This window comes from Streptomyces acidiscabies, assembly GCF_020010905.1.
GTDB classification, from domain to species: domain Bacteria; phylum Actinomycetota; class Actinomycetes; order Streptomycetales; family Streptomycetaceae; genus Streptomyces; species Streptomyces acidiscabies.
This window is the reverse complement of the sequence record NZ_JAGJBY010000002.1, coordinates 258,481-274,814: the sequence shown is the minus strand read 5'-3', so window position 1 is coordinate 274,814 and position 16,334 is coordinate 258,481. Positions and strand designations below refer to the sequence as shown.

The 16,334-nt window shown below is 69.2% G+C and carries 14 protein-coding genes; all 14 read right to left on the bottom strand.

Going from position 1 to position 16,334, the window contains the following annotated elements:
- Positions 1–97: 97 nt before the first annotated feature.
- Genes nuoN through J8M50_RS28130 form a run of 14 tightly spaced genes read right to left on the bottom strand, consistent with a single transcriptional unit; the run spans position 98 to position 15,932 of the window.
- A complete protein-coding gene (gene nuoN / locus J8M50_RS28195) occupies positions 98–1,747 on the bottom strand; it encodes an NADH-quinone oxidoreductase subunit NuoN (RefSeq protein ID WP_010353991.1) in 1,650 nt (549 codons plus the stop codon).
- Positions 1,744–3,315, bottom strand: a complete 1,572-nt coding sequence (locus J8M50_RS28190) for an NADH-quinone oxidoreductase subunit M (protein WP_010353990.1) — start codon at positions 3,313–3,315, stop codon at positions 1,744–1,746. The genes nuoN and J8M50_RS28190 overlap by 4 nt, the downstream gene beginning before the upstream one ends.
- A gap of 5 nt (positions 3,316–3,320) precedes the next feature.
- A complete protein-coding gene (gene nuoL, locus J8M50_RS28185; RefSeq protein ID WP_010353988.1) occupies positions 3,321–5,234 on the bottom strand; it encodes an NADH-quinone oxidoreductase subunit L in 1,914 nt (637 codons plus the stop codon).
- 15 nt (positions 5,235–5,249) lie between these two features.
- Positions 5,250–5,549 (bottom strand): NADH-quinone oxidoreductase subunit NuoK, encoded by a 300-nt coding sequence (gene nuoK, locus J8M50_RS28180; RefSeq protein WP_003974374.1) that lies wholly within the window; start codon positions 5,547–5,549, stop codon positions 5,250–5,252.
- Positions 5,546–6,403, bottom strand: coding sequence for an NADH-quinone oxidoreductase subunit J (locus J8M50_RS28175; RefSeq protein WP_010353986.1), 858 nt, complete (start codon positions 6,401–6,403; stop codon positions 5,546–5,548). The genes nuoK and J8M50_RS28175 overlap by 4 nt, the downstream gene beginning before the upstream one ends.
- Positions 6,400–7,002 (bottom strand): NADH-quinone oxidoreductase subunit NuoI, encoded by a 603-nt coding sequence (gene nuoI, locus J8M50_RS28170; RefSeq protein WP_010353985.1) that lies wholly within the window; start codon positions 7,000–7,002, stop codon positions 6,400–6,402. The genes J8M50_RS28175 and nuoI overlap by 4 nt, the downstream gene beginning before the upstream one ends.
- On the bottom strand, positions 6,995–8,359 hold the full coding sequence (gene nuoH, locus J8M50_RS28165) for an NADH-quinone oxidoreductase subunit NuoH (RefSeq protein WP_010353984.1): 1,365 nt from the start codon (positions 8,357–8,359) through the stop codon (positions 6,995–6,997). Before nuoH ends, nuoI begins: the two co-directional genes overlap by 8 nt.
- Positions 8,356–10,857 carry an NADH-quinone oxidoreductase subunit G gene (locus tag J8M50_RS28160; protein WP_010353982.1) on the bottom strand — a complete coding sequence of 834 codons (2,502 nt, stop codon included), beginning with the start codon at positions 10,855–10,857 and terminating at the stop codon, positions 8,356–8,358. Before J8M50_RS28160 ends, nuoH begins: the two co-directional genes overlap by 4 nt.
- The gene (gene nuoF / locus J8M50_RS28155) at positions 10,854–12,200 is read right to left on the bottom strand and encodes an NADH-quinone oxidoreductase subunit NuoF (protein ID WP_010353981.1); all 1,347 of its coding nucleotides are present in this window, start codon (positions 12,198–12,200) and stop codon (positions 10,854–10,856) included. Before nuoF ends, J8M50_RS28160 begins: the two co-directional genes overlap by 4 nt.
- Entirely contained in the window at positions 12,197–12,961 is a 765-nt protein-coding gene (gene nuoE / locus J8M50_RS28150) for an NADH-quinone oxidoreductase subunit NuoE (RefSeq protein WP_010353980.1), read from the bottom strand. Before nuoE ends, nuoF begins: the two co-directional genes overlap by 4 nt.
- Positions 12,958–14,280 (bottom strand): NADH-quinone oxidoreductase subunit D, encoded by a 1,323-nt coding sequence (locus J8M50_RS28145; RefSeq protein ID WP_010353979.1) that lies wholly within the window; start codon positions 14,278–14,280, stop codon positions 12,958–12,960. Before J8M50_RS28145 ends, nuoE begins: the two co-directional genes overlap by 4 nt.
- Positions 14,277–15,008: an NADH-quinone oxidoreductase subunit C gene (locus tag J8M50_RS28140; protein WP_010353978.1), complete on the bottom strand. Its 732-nt coding sequence runs from the start codon at positions 15,006–15,008 to the stop codon at positions 14,277–14,279. Before J8M50_RS28140 ends, J8M50_RS28145 begins: the two co-directional genes overlap by 4 nt.
- Positions 15,005–15,559 carry a NuoB/complex I 20 kDa subunit family protein gene (locus J8M50_RS28135; RefSeq protein WP_010353976.1) on the bottom strand — a complete coding sequence of 185 codons (555 nt, stop codon included), beginning with the start codon at positions 15,557–15,559 and terminating at the stop codon, positions 15,005–15,007. The genes J8M50_RS28140 and J8M50_RS28135 overlap by 4 nt, the downstream gene beginning before the upstream one ends.
- Positions 15,560–15,572: 13 nt before the next feature.
- The gene (locus J8M50_RS28130) at positions 15,573–15,932 is read right to left on the bottom strand and encodes an NADH-quinone oxidoreductase subunit A (RefSeq protein WP_005476348.1); all 360 of its coding nucleotides are present in this window, start codon (positions 15,930–15,932) and stop codon (positions 15,573–15,575) included.
- Between the last annotated feature and the right edge of the window lie 402 nt (positions 15,933–16,334).

Genomic DNA, 16,334 nt, shown 5'->3' with positions numbered 1-16,334 from the left:
CCCGAGAACCGCACACCCGCACCCACCCCCCGACACACCGACGGCCCGGCACCCCCCGGAAGAAGGGCACCGGACCGACGTACACCCGAACCACCGCTCAGCGCACGAACACCCCCGCCTGCCCCGCCAGATCGAGGAAGTACTGCGGCGCCACCCCGAGCACGAGCGTCACCGCCACCCCCACCCCGATCGCGGTCATGGTCAACGGCGAGGGCACGGCGACCGTCGGTCCGTCCGGGCGCGGCTCGCTGAAGAACATCAGGACGATCACCCGGATGTAGAAGAACGCGGCGATGGCGGACGAGATCACACCGACCACGACGAGCGGCGCCGCACCCCCTTCAGCCGCGGCCTTGAAGACGGCGAACTTCCCCGCGAACCCTGAGGTCAGCGGGATGCCGGCGAAGGCCAGCAGGAACACGGCGAAGACGGCGGCGACCAGGGGTGAACGGCGGCCCAGGCCCGCCCACTTGGACAGGTGGGTCGCCTCGCCCCCGGCGTCGCGGACCAGCGTGACCACGGCGAACGCGCCGATCGTCACGAAGGAGTACGCGGCCAGGTAGAAGAGCACCGAGGAGACCCCGTCGGGCGTCGTCGCGATGACACCCGCGAGGATGAACCCCGCGTGCGCGATGGACGAGTACGCGAGGAGCCGCTTGATGTCGGTCTGGGTGATCGCGACGATCGCGCCCCCCAGCATCGTGACGATGGCCACGCCCCACATCACCGGCCGCCAGTCCCACCGCAGCCCCGGCAGGATCACGTACAGGACCCGCAGCAGCGCCCCGAACGCGGCGACCTTGGTGGCGGCGGCCATGAACCCGGTGACCGGCGTCGGGGCACCCTGGTAGACGTCCGGCGTCCACATGTGGAACGGCACGGCGCCGACCTTGAAGAGCAGGCCCATGACGAGCAGCGCGGCCCCGATGAGGAGCAGCGCGTCGTTGCCCATGGTGTCCGCGAGCGCGGGGTCGACGGACTTGACCGTGCCGTCGACGACCTGCGCGATGGTGCCGTAGGAGACGGAACCGGCGTACCCGTACAGCAGCGCGATGCCGAACAGCGTGAACGCGGAGGCGAACGAGCCGAGCAGGAAGTACTTGACGGCCGCTTCCTGCGACATGAGCCGCTTGCGGCGCGCGAGCGCGCACAGCAGGTACAGCGGGAGGGAGAAGACCTCCAGCGCGATGAAGAGCGTCAGCAGGTCGTTGGCGGCCGGGAAGACCAGCATGCCCGCGACCGCGAAGAGCAGCAGCGGGAAGACCTCGGTGGTCGTGAACCCGGCCTTGACGGCGGCCTGTTCGCTGTCGCTGCCGGGTACGGAGGCGCCCTGTGCGGCGAACGAGTCGACCCGGTTGCCGTGCACCTCGGGGTCGAGGCGCCGCTCGGCGAAGGTGAACAGGCCGACCAGGGCGGAGAGCAGGATCGTGCCCTGGAGGAACAGCGCGGGCCCGTCGACGGCGATGGCGCCCATCGCGGCGATCCCCGCGCGCGTGGTGCCGTACCCCTTCGCCGCGAGGGCGACGACCGCCGCGAACGCGGCGCACAGGGCGACGACGGAGACGAACAGCTGGGCGTAGTAACGGGACTTCCGTGGCACGAACGCCTCGACGAGGATCCCGACGACCGCCGCGCCCAAGACGATCAGGGTGGGCGACAATTGCCCGTATTCGATCTTCGGCGCGTCGATCTTCGCGATCGGTTCGGCCGCCGTTGTCCACAGGCTGTGGACGGCTGTTGCGCTCACCGGGCCGCCTCCACCTCAGGCTGGGGGTCCTTCTTGTTCACGTCGGACAAGGTCTGCTTGACCGCCGGGTTGACGACGTCCGCGATCGGCTTCGGATAGACGCCGAGGACGACGAGCAGGACGATCAGCGGCGTGACGACCGCGATCTCCCTGATCTTCAGGTCCGGCATCGACGCGACCTCGGGCTTCACCGGGCCGGTCATCGTCCGCTGGTAGAGGACGAGCGTGTACAGCGCGGCGAGCACGATCCCGAAGGTGGCGATGATCCCTACGACGGGATAGCGCGCGAACGCGCCGACCAGCACCAGGAACTCGCTCACGAAGGGCGCGAGGCCCGGCAGCGAGAGGGTGGCGAGGCCGCCGATCAGGAACGTCCCGGCGAGCACCGGCGCGACCTTCTGGACGCCGCCGTAGTCGGCGATGAGCCGCGAGCCGCGCCGGGAGATCAGGAACCCGGCGACGAGCATCAGGGCGGCCGTCGAGATGCCGTGGTTGACCATGTAGAGCGTCGCCCCGGACTGGCCCTGGCTGGTCATCGCGAAGATGCCGAGCACGATGAACCCGAAGTGCGAGATCGACGCGTAGGCGACCAGCCGCTTGATGTCACGCTGGCCGACGGCGAGCAGGGCGCCGTAGATGATGCTGATCAGGGCGAGAACGAGAATGACCGGAGTTGCCCACTTCGACGCCTCCGGGAAGAGTTGCAGACAGAACCGGAGCATCGCGAACGTGCCGACCTTGTCGACGACGGCCGTGATGAGGACGGCGACCGGGGCCGTGGCCTCGCCCATCGCGTTCGGCAGCCAGGTGTGCAGCGGCCACAGCGGGGCCTTCACCGCGAAGGCGAAGAAGAAGCCGAGGAACAGCCAGCGCTCGGTGTTGGTCGCCATGTCGAGCGAGCCGTTGGCCCGCGCGGCGGCGATGTCCTGGAGGCTGAAGTTGCCCGCGACCACGTACAGGCCGATCACGGCGGCCAGCATGATGAGGCCGCCGACCAGGTTGTAGAGCAGGAACTTGACGGCCGCGTACGACCGTTGGGTGGACGCCGCCTCCTCGCCGTGCTCGTGCGCGCGGTCCCCGAAGCCTCCGATGAGGAAGTACATCGGGATGAGCATGGCCTCGAAGAAGATGTAGAAGAGGAAGACGTCGGTGGCCGCGAAGGAGATGATCACCATCGCCTCGACGGCCAGGATCAGCGCGAAGAAGCCCTGGGTGGGCCGCCAGCGCTTGCTGCCGGTCTCCAGCGGGTCGGCGTCGTTCCAGCCGGCCAGGATGATGAACGGCATCAGCAGCGCGGTCAGCGCGATGAGCGCCACCGCGATGCCGTCGACGCCCAGTTCGTAGCGGACCCCGAAGTCCTTGATCCAGGGGTGGGACTCGGTGAACTGGTAGCGGTCCCCGTCGGGGTCGAAGCGGACCAGGATCGCGATCGCGAGGGCGAGCGTGCCGAGCGAGACCAGCAGCGCGAGCGACTTCGCCGCATTGCGCCTCGCGGCCGGCACCGCGGCCGTGGCGATGGCTCCCACGGCCGGGAGCACCGCCGTCGCTGTCAGCAGGGGAAAGGACATCGGTATCAGACCGCCCTCATCAGCAGCGTCGCGGCGACCAGGACCGCCGCGCCGCCGAACATCGAGACCGCGTAGGAGCGCGCGAAGCCGTTCTGGAGGCGGCGCAGCCGTCCGGACAGGCCGCCGAAGCCGGCCGCCGTGCCGTTGACGACGCCGTCGACCAGGGTGTGGTCGACGTACACCAGCGAGCGCGTGAGGTGCTCGCCGCCGCGCACCAGCACGACGTGGTTGAAGTCGTCCTGGAGGAGGTCGCGGCGGGCGGCCCGGGTGAGCAGCGACCCGCGCGGGGCGACGACCGGGACGGGCCTGCGGCCGTACTGGAGGTACGCCAGGGCGACGCCCACGACCATGACGGCGACCGTCGCCGAGGTGACCGTCGCGGCGCTGATGGGCGCGTCGCCGTGGTCATGTCCGGTGATCGGCTCCAGCCAGTGCAGGAAGCGGTCGCCGACGCTGAACAGGCCGCCCGCGAAGACCGATCCGAAGGCGAGGACGATCATGGGGATCGTCATGGACCTCGGGGACTCGTGCGGGTGCGGTTCGTTGCCGTTCTCGTCCGGCTGCCAGCGCTTCTCGCCGAAGAACGTCATCAGCATCACGCGCGTCATGTAGAACGCCGTGACGGCCGCCCCCAGCAGGGCCGCGCCGCCGAGGATCCAGCCCTCGGTGCCGCCCTTGGCGAACGCCGCCTCGATGATCTTGTCCTTGGAGAAGAAGCCGGACAGACCGGGGAACCCGATGATCGCGAGGTAGCCGAGGCCGAAGGTGATGAACGTGACCGGCATGTGCTTGCGCAGGCCGCCGTACTTGCGCATGTCGACCTCGTCGTTCATGCCGTGCATGACGGAACCGGCGCCGAGGAAGAGCCCGGCCTTGAAGAAGCCGTGCGTCACCAGGTGCATGATCGCGTAGACGTACCCGATGGGGCCGAGGCCGGCCGCGAGGACCATGTACCCGATCTGCGACATCGTCGACCCGGCGAGGGCCTTCTTGATGTCGTCCTTCGCGCAACCGACGATCGCACCGAACAGCAGCGTGACCGCGCCGACGATGGTGACGACGAGCTGCGCGTCCGGCGCCGCGTCGAAGACAGCCGCCGAGCGGACGATCAGGTACACGCCCGCGGTGACCATCGTCGCCGCGTGGATGAGCGCCGACACGGGCGTCGGGCCCTCCATGGCGTCCCCGAGCCAGGACTGGAGCGGCACCTGCGCGGACTTGCCGCAGGCCGCCAGCAGCAGCATCAGGGCGATCGCGGTGAGCTTGCCCTCGCTCGCGTCGGCGGCGACACCGGGGTCGGTGTGCGTGCCGAGCAGCGGGCCGAAGGCGAACGTCCCGAAGGTCGTGAACATCAGCATGATCGCGATCGACAGGCCCATGTCGCCGACCCGGTTGACCAGGAACGCCTTCTTGGCGGCCGTCGCGGCGCTGGGCTTGTGCTGCCAGAACCCGATGAGCAGGAACGAGGCGAGGCCCACGCCCTCCCAGCCGACGTACAGCAGGAGGTAGTTGTCGGCGAGGACCAGGATCAGCATCGCCGCGAGGAACAGGTTCAGGTAGCCGAAGAAGCGGCGGCGCCGGTCGTCGTGCTCCATGTACCCGATCGAGTACAGGTGGATCAGCGAACCGACGCCCGTGATCAGCAGCACGAACGTCATGGACAGCTGGTCCAGGCGGAACGCGACGTCCGCCTGGAAGCCCTCGACGGGGATCCAGCTGAACAGGTGCTGGTGGAGCGTGCGGTGCTCGGCGTCCTTGCCGAGCAGGTCCGCGAAGAGGATCAGGCCGAACACGAAGGAGACGGCCGACAGGAGCGTGCCGATCCAGTGGCCGACGGCGTCGAGCCGGCGGCCTCCGGTGAGCAGGACGGCCGCTCCGAGCAGGGGCGCCGCGATCAGCAGCGCGATGAGGTTCTCCACGTTTCTTCCGACCCCTTACAGCTTCATCAGGCTGGCGTCGTCGACCGAGGCCGAGTGGCGGGAGCGGAACAGCGACACGATGATCGCGAGTCCGACCACGACCTCCGCCGCGGCGACGACCATCGTGAAGAAGGCGATGATCTGGCCGTCGAGGTTGCCGTGCATCCGGGAGAAGGCGACGAACGCGAGGTTGCAGGCGTTCAGCATCAGCTCGATGCACATGAAGACGACGATCGCGTTGCGCCGGATGAGCACTCCGGTCGCGCCGATCGTGAACAACAGGGCGGCGAGGTACAGGTAGTTGACCGGGTTCACTGCGACGCCTCCTCAGCCTCGCGCGTCTCGCGCGCCTCGCGCCGGAAGGGCGGCTCGATCTCGTCGCGCTCCAGGCGCTCCTCGGAGCGCTGCTGGAGGGCCTTGAGGTCGGCGATCGCCTCCGTGGACACGTCCCGGACCTGGCCGCGCTCACGCAGGGTCTTGCTGACGGTCAGTTCGGACGGCGTCCCGTCGGGCAGCAGGCCCGCGATGTCGACGGCGTTGTGCCGCGCGTACACGCCGGGGGCCGGGAGCGGCGGGAGGTGCTTGCCCTCGCGCACGCGCCGCTCGGCCAGTTCGCGCTGGGTCAGCGTGCGCTCGGTGCGCTCGCGGTGGGTGAGGACCATCGCGCCGACGGCCGCCGTGATGAGCAGCGCGCCGGTGATCTCGAAGGCGAACACGTACTTCGTGAAGATGAGGGTCGCGAGGCCCTCCACGTTGCCGTTCGCGTTCGCCTGCGCGAGGCCGTTGAACTCGCTCAGCGAGGCGTTCCCGATGCCGCCGACCAGCAGGACCCCGAAGCCGAGGCCGCTCAGCAGGGCGAGCCAGCGCTGGCCCTTGATGGTCTCCTTCAGGGAGTCGGCGGCGGTGACGCCGACCAGCATCACGACGAACAGGAACAGCATCATGATCGCGCCCGTGTAGACGACGATCTGCACGATGCCGAGGAAGTAGGCGCCGTTGGCGAGGTAGAACACCGCCAGGATGATCATGGTCCCGGCGAGACAGAGGGCGCTGTGGACGGCGCGCTTCATGAAGACGGTGCACAGGGCACCGATCACCGCAACCGTACCGAGCGTCCAGAACTGGAACGCCTCGCCGGTGGAGGTGGAGTACGCGGCCAGCGCGCTCATGCGTCCACCACCTCTTCCTCAGGCTCCTCGCCCTTGGAGACGGCGACCTGGCGTTCCGTACCGGGCGCCGCTTCGGTCACCAGCCCCCGGTAGTAGTCCTGTTCGTCGGTCCCCGGGTAGATCGCGTGGGGCGTGTCGACCATGTTGTCGTCGAGGCCCGCGAGGAGCTGTTCCTTGGTGTAGATGAGGTTCTCGCGGCTGGAGTCGGCCAGTTCGAACTCGTTGGTCATCGTCAGCGCGCGCGTGGGGCACGCCTCGATGCACAGGCCGCACAGGATGCAGCGGGCGTAGTTGATCTGGTAGACGCGGCCGTAGCGCTCGCCCGGGGAGTAGCGCTCCTCGTCGGTGTTGTCCGCGCCCTCGACGTAGATCGCGTCGGCGGGGCAGGCCCAGGCGCACAGTTCGCAGCCGACGCACTTCTCCAGGCCGTCCGGATGGCGGTTGAGCTGATGCCGTCCGTGGAACCGCGGTGCGGTGGTCTTCTGCTGCTCCGGGTACTGCTCGGTGAGCCGCTTCTTGAACATGGCCTTGAAGGTCACGCCGAAGCCGGCGACGGGGTTCTGGAAACCGGGTGTGGTCTCCTTGGGCTCCTCAGCCATCGGACGCCTCCTTTCCGTCACGAGGTCCGTCACTCTGAGTATCGACCCCACCACTGACAATCAGCTCCCGGTCCTGGCGGGACCGGCGCCGGGGCACCGGCGGAAGCTCCTGTCCGGGCAGCGGCGGCACCGGGAACCCGCCCGCCATCGGGTCGAACCCGACCGGTTCGGCGGGGACTTCGGCGCCCTTCCTCGCCTTGTCGCGGAAGACGTCGGCGACGAAGGAGATCAGCAGGACGGCGATCAGCCCGCCGGCCACGTACAGGGCGATGTCGGTGAAGCCGTAGTTCTCGTTGCGCAGGGTCCGCATGGTGGCGACGAGCATCAGCCACACCATCGAGACCGGCAGCAGCACCTTCCAGCCGAGCTTCATCAGCTGGTCGTAGCGCACGCGCGGGAGCGTGCCGCGCAGCCAGATGAAGAAGAACAGCAGGAGCTGCACCTTGACGACGAACCAGAGCATCGGCCACCAGCCGTGGTTCGCGCCCTCCCAGAAACCGCTGATCGGCCAGGGGGCCCGCCAGCCGCCGAGGAAGAGGGTGGTGGCGACGGCCGAGACGGTCACCATGTTGACGTACTCGGCGAGCATGAACATCGCGAACTTGATCGACGAGTACTCGGTGTTGAAGCCGCCGACGAGGTCGCCCTCGGACTCCGGCATGTCGAAGGGGGCGCGGTTGGTCTCGCCCACCATGGTGACGATGTACAGGATGAACGAGACCGGCAGCAGCAGGATGTACCAGCGGTCGCTCTGCTGCTCGACGATCGTCGACGTCGACATCGACCCCGAGTACAGGAACACCGAGGCGAACGCGGCGCCCATCGCGATCTCGTACGAGATCATCTGCGCGGCCGACCGCAGGCCGCCGAGCAGCGGGTACGTCGACCCGGAGCTCCAGCCCGCGAGCACGATGCCGTAGATGCCGACCGAGGCGACCGCGAGGATGTACAGCATCGCGATCGGCAGGTCGGTGAGCTGCATCGTCGTACGGTGGCCGAAGATCGAGATCTCGTTGCCGGCCGGGCCGAAGGGGATCACCGCGATCGCCATGAACGCGGGGATCGCGGCGACGACCGGCGCGAGGACGTAGACGACCTTGTCCGCGCGCTTGACGATGACGTCTTCCTTCAGCATCAGCTTGATGCCGTCGGCGAGCGACTGGAGCATGCCCCAGGGGCCGTGCCGGTTGGGTCCGACGCGCAACTGCATCCAGGCGACGACCTTGCGCTCCCAGACGATGGAGAACAGCACGGTCACCATCAGGAACGCGAAGCAGAACACCGCCTTGACGACGACCAGCCACCAGGGGTCACGGCCGAACATCGAGAGGTCTTCCGCCGCGAGGTACGGGCTCATGCCTCCACCTCCTTGGGGGCGTCGGCGGGCGTCGCCGGGCCGATACGGACGAGGGTTCCGGGCCGGGCCCCGGTGTCCGAAGCGACGCCCGCCCCCGCCGAGTTGAGCGGGAGCCACACCACCCGGTCGGGCATCTCGGTGACGGCCAGCGGCAGTTCGACGGTCCCGGCCGCGCCGGTGACGGCCAGCAGGCCGCCGTCCTCGACGCCCGCCTCGGCTGCTGTGGCGGCCGACACGCGCGCGTAGGAGGCGTGCCGGGTCGCGGCGAGCGCCGTGTCGCCCTCCTGGAGAAGCCCCTGGTCGAGGAGGAGCCGGTGCCCCGCGAGGACGGCCTCCCCGGCGGCGGGCCTCGGGAGCGCTCCCCCGGTCTCGTTCGGCTCGGCGGCCCGCTGCCCGTCCCAGGCGCCGAGCCGGTCGATCTCCGCGCGCGTGGTGCGCAGGTCGGGCAGACCGAGGTGTACGTCCATGGCGTCGGCCAGCATCTGGAGCACGCGCGCGTCGCTCGGGGGCAGGCGGCGCGTCATCTGCTCGGGCTTGAGCGCGGCGTCGAAGAACCGCACCCTGCCCTCCCAGTTGAGGAACGCGCCCGGCTTCTCGGCGACCGCGGCGACCGGCAGGACGACGTCCGCGCGCCGGGTGACCTCGCTGGGCCGCAGCTCCAGGGAGACCACGAAGCCGACCTCGTCGAGCGCCGTACGCGCACGCGTGGGGTCGGGCAGGTCGGCGACCTCGACGCCGGCCACCAGCAGCGCCTGGAGTTCCCCGGCGACGGCGGCCTCGACGATCTGGCCGGTGTCGCGGCCGTACCCGTGCGGGAGTTCGGCGAGCCCCCAGACGGCGGCGACCTCCTCCCGCGCGCGCGGGTCGGTCGCCGGGCGTCCGCCGGGCAGCAGCGCGGGCAGCGCACCGGCCTCCAGGGCGCCGCGCTCACCGGCCCGGCGCGGGATCCACACGAGCCGCGCCCCGGTCGCCGCAGCGGCCCGCACGGCGGCCGTGAGACCCCCCGCGACGCCCGCCAGGCGCTCCCCTACGACGATGACGGCGCCCTCGGCCCTCAGAGCCTCGGCGGCGGCCCCACCGGGCGTCTCCAGGCCGCTGCCGGCCGCGAGGGCGTCCAGCCACTCGGCCTCGGTGCCGGGAGCGGCCGGCAGCAGCGTGCCGCCCGCCTTCTCCAGCCCGCGCGTCGCGTGCGTGGCCAGCGAGAACACCTTGAGCCCGGTCCTGCGCCACGCCTTGCGCAGCCGCAGGAAGACGCCGGGCGCCTCCTCCTCGGACTCGAACCCGACCAGCAGGACGACCGGAGCCTTCTCCAGCGCGCCGTACGACACGCCCGTGCCGTCGAGGTCCCGGCCGCGTCCGGCGACCTGGGAGGCCAGGAAGTCGGCCTCCTCGCCGCTGTGCACGCGTGCGCGGAAGTCGATGTCGTGCGTATTGAGCGCCACGCGCGCGAACTTGCTGTACGCGTACGCGTCCTCGACGGTGAGCCGGCCACCGGTCAGCACGCCCGTGCGCCCGCGCGAGGCGAGCAGTCCTTGAGCTGCGATCTGGAGGGCCTCCGGCCAGGAGGCGGGCTCCAGGTCGCCCTCGGGGTTGCGGATCAGCGGCGTCTCCAGGCGGTCGCGCGCTTGCGCGTACCGGAACCCGAAGCGCCCCTTGTCGCAGATCCACTCCTCGTTGACCTCGGGGTCGTTCTCGGCGAGCCGCCGCATGACCTTCCCGCGCCGGTGGTCCGTACGGGTCGCGCAGCCGCCCGCGCAGTGCTCGCACACCGAGGGCGACGACACCAGGTCGAAGGGGCGCGAACGGAACCGGTACGCGGCCGAGGTGAGCGCGCCGACGGGACAGATCTGGATCGTGTTCCCGGAGAAGTACGACTCGAACGGATCACCTTCGCCCGTACCGACCTGCTGGAGGGCGCCCCGTTCGAGCAGCTCGATCATCGGGTCGCCGGCGACCTGGTTGGAGAACCGCGTGCAGCGCGCGCACAGGACGCACCGCTCACGGTCCAGCAGCACCTGCGCGGAGATCGGCACCGGCTTCTCGTACGTCCGCTTGCGGCCCTCGAAGCGGGACTCCGCCTGCCCGTGCGACATGGCCTGGTTCTGGAGCGGGCACTCGCCACCCTTGTCGCAGACCGGGCAGTCCAGCGGGTGGTTGATGAGCAGCAGCTCCATCACGCCGTGCTGGGCCTTCTCGGCGACCGGGGAGGTGAGGTGGGTCTTGACGACCATGCCGTCGGTGCAGCTGATCGTGCAGGACGCCATCGGCTTGCGCTGGCCCTCGACCTCGACGATGCACTGCCGGCAGGCGCCGGCCGGGTCGAGGAGGGGGTGGTCGCAGAACCGGGGGATCTCGATGCCGAGCTGTTCGGCGGCGCGGATGACCAGAGTGCCCTTGGGCACGCTGATCTCGGCGCCGTCGATCGTCAGCGTCACGAGATCTTCCCGCGGCACCGCCGCCTCTCCGCCGCCTGCGGGGGCATTGGTGGTCACCGTCATGCGTTCACCTCCGGGCGGTCCGCCCAGGCCGTCGACTTGGCCGGGTCGAAGGGGCAGCCCCGGCCGGTGATGTGCTGCTCGTACTCCTCGCGGAAGTACTTCAGCGAGGAGAAGATCGGCGAGGCGGCGCCGTCGCCGAGGGCGCAGAACGACTTGCCGTTGATGTTGTCGGCGATGTCGTTCAGCTTGTCGAGGTCGCCCATGACGCCCTTGCCGGCCTCGATGTCGCGCAGCAACTGCACGAGCCAGTAGGTGCCTTCGCGGCAGGGCGTGCACTTGCCGCAGGACTCGTGGGCGTAGAACTCGGTCCACCGGGTCACCGCGCGCACCACGCAGGTCGTCTCGTCGAAGCACTGGAGCGCCTTCGTGCCGAGCATCGAGCCGGCCGCGCCGACGCCCTCGTAGTCGAGGGGGACGTCGAGGTGCTCGTCGGTGAACATCGGCGTGGAGGAGCCGCCCGGCGTCCAGAACTTCAGCCGGTGCCCGGGGCGCATCCCGCCGCTCATCTCCAGCAGCTGACGCAGCGTGATGCCGAGCGGCGCCTCGTACTGGCCGGGGCTCGCGACGTGGCCGGAGAGGGAGTACAGCGTGAAGCCCGGGGACTTCTCGCTGCCCATCGAGCGGAACCATTCTTTTCCGCGATTCAGGATCGCGGGAACCGACGCGATGGACTCGACGTTGTTCACGACAGTGGGGCAGGCATAGAGCCCCTCGACGGCAGGGAAGGGAGGACGCAGCCGCGGTTGACCCCGGCGGCCTTCGAGCGAGTCGAGCAGCGCGGTCTCCTCACCGCAGATGTACGCGCCGGCGCCGGCGTGGACGGTGAGCTGGAGATCGAGCCCGCTGCCCAGGATGTTCTCGCCGAGATAGCCCGCCGCGTACGCCTCGCGTACGGCCTCGTGCAACCGCCGCAGGACTGGGACGACTTCACCCCGCAGATAGATGAAGGCATGAGACGACCTGATGGCCCAACACGCGATGACGATGCCCTCGATGAGGCTGTGCGGGTTCGCGAAGAGGAGCGGGATGTCCTTGCAGGTCCCCGGCTCCGATTCGTCGGCGTTGACAACTAGATAGTGCGGTTTGCCATCACCCTGGGGAATGAACTGCCATTTCATCCCCGTCGGGAACCCAGCACCGCCGCGCCCCCTAAGTCCGGAGTCCTTGACGTACGCGATCAGGTCGTCCGGCGACATGGCGAGGGCCTTGCGCAACCCTTCGTACCCCTCGTGCCTCCGGTACACGTCGAGCGACCAGGACCGCTCCTCGTCCCAGAAGGCCGACAGCACGGGTGCCAGCAGCTTCTCGGGGCTGCTGTCCTTCAGTTCGGGTGCCAACGTCATCCCTCCCCCTCCTCGGCGGCGGGCCGGTGCCCGGGTTCCTCACGCGGGTGGACCACGCGCGCGGGTGCGGTCTCTCCCCTGGCCAGGCGGAGGCCCACCAGCGAGGCGGGTCCCGCACCGCCGCCCGCCTCGACCGCGCCCTCGCGCTCGTCGGGGAAGCCCGCCAGGATGCGGGCGGTGTCCTTGAAGGTGCACAGCGGCGCCCCGCGCGTGGGGGACACCGTCCGGCCGGCCCGCAGGTCGTCGACGAGGCGTTTCGCGCTCTCGACGGTCTGGTTGTCGAAGAACTCCCAGTTGACCATCACGACGGGCGCGAAGTCGCAGGCCGCGTTGCACTCGATGTGCTCCAGCGTGACCTTCCCGTCGTCCGTGGTCTCCGAGTTCCCGACGCCCAGGTGCTCCTGGAGCGAGTCGAAGATCGCGTCGCCGCCCATCACCGCGCACAGCGTGTTGGTGCAGACGCCGACCTGGTAGTCGCCGCTGGGCCGGCGCCGATACATGGTGTAGAAGGTCGCGACGGCGGTGACCTCGGCCGTGGTCAGGCCCAGCACGTCCGCGCAGAACTTCATCCCGGTGCGGGTGACATGGCCCTCCTCGGACTGCACGAGGTGCAGCAGCGGCAGGAGCGCGGAGCGGGAGTCGGGGTAGCGGGCGATCACCTCGCGCGCGTCCGCCTCCAGGCGGGCCCGTACGTCGTCCGGGTAGGGGGCGGCGGGCAGTTCGGGCATGCCCAGGCCGACGCCGGAGGAACTGGTGGTCACCGGTCGACGCCTCCCATCACGGGGTCGATGGACGCGACGGCGACGATCACGTCGGCGACCTGGCCGCCCTCGCACATCGCCGCCATGGCTTGCAGGTTGGTGAAGGACGGGTCGCGGAAGTGGACCCGGAAGGGGCGGGTGCCCCCGTCGGACACGGCGTGCACGCCGAGTTCGCCCTTGGGGGACTCGACGGCGGCGTACGCCTGTCCCGGCGGGACCCTGAAGCCCTCGGTGACCAGCTTGAAGTGGTGGATCAGGGCCTCCATGGAGGTGCCCATGATCTTCTTGATGTGGTCGAGGGAGTTCCCCAACCCGTCCGGCCCGAGGGCCAGTTGGGCGGGCCAGGCGATCTTCTTGTCGCCGACCATGACCGGGCCCGGCTGGAGCCGGTCCAGGCACTGCTCGACGATGCGCAGCGACTGGCGCATCTCCTCCAGGCGGATCAGGAAGCGCCCGTAGGAGTCGCAGGTGTCGGCGGTCGGGACGTCGAACTCGAAGGTCTCGTACCCGCAGTAGGGCTGCGCCTTGCGCAGGTCGTGCGGGAGGCCGGTGGAGCGCAGGATCGGGCCGGTGGCGCCGAGGGCCATGCAGCCGGCCAGGTCGAGGTGGCCGACGTTCTGCATCCGGGCCTTGAAGATGGGGTTCCCGGTGGCGAGCTTGTCGTACTCCGGGAGGTTCTTCTTCATCTTCTTCACGAACTCGCGGATCTGGTCCACCGCGCCGGGCGGCAGGTCCTGTGCGAGTCCGCCGGGGCGGATGTACGCGTGGTTCATCCGCAGGCCCGTGATGAGCTCGTAGATGTCGAGAATCATTTCTCGATCGCGGAATCCGTAGATCATGATCGTGGTGGCGCCGAGTTCCATGCCGCCGGTGGCGATGCACACCAGGTGCGAGGAGAGCCGGTTCAGCTCCATCAGGAGCACCCGGATCAGGGTGGCGCGGTCGGGGATCTGGTCCTCGATGCCGAGGAGCTTCTCGACGGCGAGACAGTAGGCGGTCTCGTTGAAGAAGGACGTCAGGTAGTCCATGCGCGTGACGAAGGTCGTGCCCTGCGTCCACGTACGGAACTCGAGGTTCTTCTCGATGCCGGTGTGCAGGTAGCCGATGCCGCAACGGGCCTCGGTGACCGTCTCGCCGTCGATCTCCAGGATGAGGCGGAGCACACCGTGCGTGGAGGGGTGCTGGGGGCCCATGTTGACGACGATGCGCTCGTCGTCGGCGCGGGCCGCGGACTGGACGATCTCGTCCCAGTCGCCTCCGGTGACCGTGTAGACGGAGCCTTCCGTGGTCTCACGGGGAGTTGCGTGCGACGTGCTCACGAGTACGACCTCCGCTGGTCCGGAGCCGGGATCTGGGCGCCCTTGTACTCGACGGGGATGCCGCCGAGGGGGTAGTCCTTGCGCTGCGGGTGGCCCTGCCAGTCGTCCGGCATCATGATCCGCGTCAGGGCCGGGTGGCCGTCGAAGACGATCCCGAAGAAGTCGTACGTCTCGCGCTCGTGCCAGTCGTTCGTCGGGTAGACGGGGACGAGGGACGGGATGCGCGGGTCGGCGTCCGGGGCGCTGACCTCCAGGCGGATCAGCCGGTTGTGGGTGATCGAGCGCAGGTGGTAGACGGCGTGCAGCTCGCGGCCCTTGTCGTGCGGGTAGTGGACGCCGCTGACGCCGGTGCACAGCTCGAAGCGCAGCGCCGGGTCGTCGCGCAGGGTGCGGGCGACGCGCTCCAGGTGCTCGCGCTCGACGTGGAAGGTGAGTTCGTCCCGGTCGACGACCGTCTTCTCGATCGCGTTGTCCGGGAGCAACCCCTGTTCCTCCAGGGCGCCTTCGAGTTCGTCGGCGACCTCGTCGAACCAGCCGCCGTACGGACGCGTCGAGGCGCCCGGCAGGCGGACCGAGCGGACCAGGCCGCCGTATCCGGAGGTGTCGCCGCCGTTGTTCGCGCCGAACATGCCGCGCTGGACGCGGATCTCCTCGCCCTGGTCGCCGCGCTGGTCGGGGAGGTTGGAGGCGCCTTCGGGGGCGGCGTCCTCGGGAGCGGTGTCGCTCATCGCAGCAGCCCCTTCATCTCGATGAGGGGGAGCGCTTTGAGCGCCGCCTCCTCCGCCTCGCGGGCCGCTTCCTCCGCGTTCACTCCGAGCTTGGTGTGCTGGATCTTCTGGTGGAGCTTGAGGATCGCGTCCATCAGCATCTCGGGGCGCGGCGGGCAGCCGGGCAGGTAGATGTCCACGGGGACGATGTGGTCGACGCCCTGGACGATCGCGTAGTTGTTGAACATGCCGCCCGAGGACGCGCACACCCCCATGGAGATGACCCACTTGGGGTTCGGCATCTGGTCGTAGACCTGGCGGAGGACCGGCGCCATCTTCTGGCTGACCCGGCCGGCGACGATCATCAGGTCGGCCTGGCGGGGCGAGCCCCGGAAGACCTCCATGCCGAAGCGGGCGAGGTCGTAGCGCCCGGCTCCGGTCGTCATCATCTCGATGGCGCAGCAGGCGAGGCCGAAGGTGGCGGGGAAGACGGACGCCTTGCGCACCCAGCCCGCGGCCTGTTCGACGGTGGTCAGCAGGAAGCCGCTCGGCAGCTTTTCTTCGAGTCCCATGGCTAAAGGCCCCTCAGTCCCATTCCAGGCCGCCGCGCCGCCAGACGTACGCGTAGGCGACGAAGACGGTGAGCACGAAGAGCAGCATCTCCACGAGCCCGAAGACACCCAGGGCGTCGAAGGTGACGGCCCAGGGGTAGAGGAAGACGATCTCGATGTCGAAGACGATGAAGAGCATCGCCGTCAGGTAGTACTTGATGGGGAAACGCCCGCCGCCGGCCGGCGTGGGGGTCGGCTCGATTCCGCATTCGTAGGCTTCGAGCTTCGCGCGGTTGTAGCGCTTCGGCCCGATGAGCGAGGCCATGATCACGGAGAAGATCGCAAAGCCTGCCCCGAGGGCTCCCAGTACGAGGATGGGCGCATAGGCGTTCACCGCTCCTCGCTCCTCTCAGTCGGCACTGACTGTTGGCGGGTTGCATGAGAAACATTGGGTGAACCGCGAAGATCGCGAACATGTGAAGCAGGTCACAAGCCCAACTGCCCCGCATCCTATGCCTGTCGCTCTGTGATCTGCGACACGGGGTATTGCACAAGCTTTGTGATCTCCACCACCTGACGAAGGATCATGAAGTCATATCGGTACGGATCTTGACACGCGAGGCGCCGAAGTGATCACGAGGGGTGACATTTTCGCTCGTCAGTGACGGTCCGGAGGGGGCGTCTCTATATCAAGAGAGTTCCCTTGCATCCAAATTGGCCCTGGACGAAGGGGGTTGATAGGGGACCCCGTTCACACGTCAGAGGGAACCGGCCGCGAGTGTGGACGCGTGCACAC